At 49.8% G+C, this 201-nt stretch carries 1 rRNA gene; it reads left to right on the forward strand.

Going from position 1 to position 201, the window contains the following annotated elements:
- Positions 1 to 201: ribosomal RNA gene (locus OTG14_RS23880) — 23S ribosomal RNA — on the forward strand; the annotation flags it as partial.

The following is a 201-nucleotide window of genomic DNA, read 5'->3' on the forward strand; positions in this document are numbered from 1 at the left end:
TCATGCCAATGGCACTGCCCGGTAGCTAAATGCGGAAAAGATAAGTGCTGAAAGCATCTAAGCACGAAACTTGCCCCGAGATGAGTTCTCCCTGAGACTTTAAGTCTCCTGAAGGAACGTTGAAGACGACGACGTTGATAGGTCGGGTGTGTAAGCGCAGCGATGCGTTGAGCTAACCGATACTAATGAACCGTGAGGCTT

This window comes from Enterobacter pseudoroggenkampii, assembly GCF_026420145.1.
Classification (GTDB): domain Bacteria; phylum Pseudomonadota; class Gammaproteobacteria; order Enterobacterales; family Enterobacteriaceae; genus Enterobacter; species Enterobacter pseudoroggenkampii.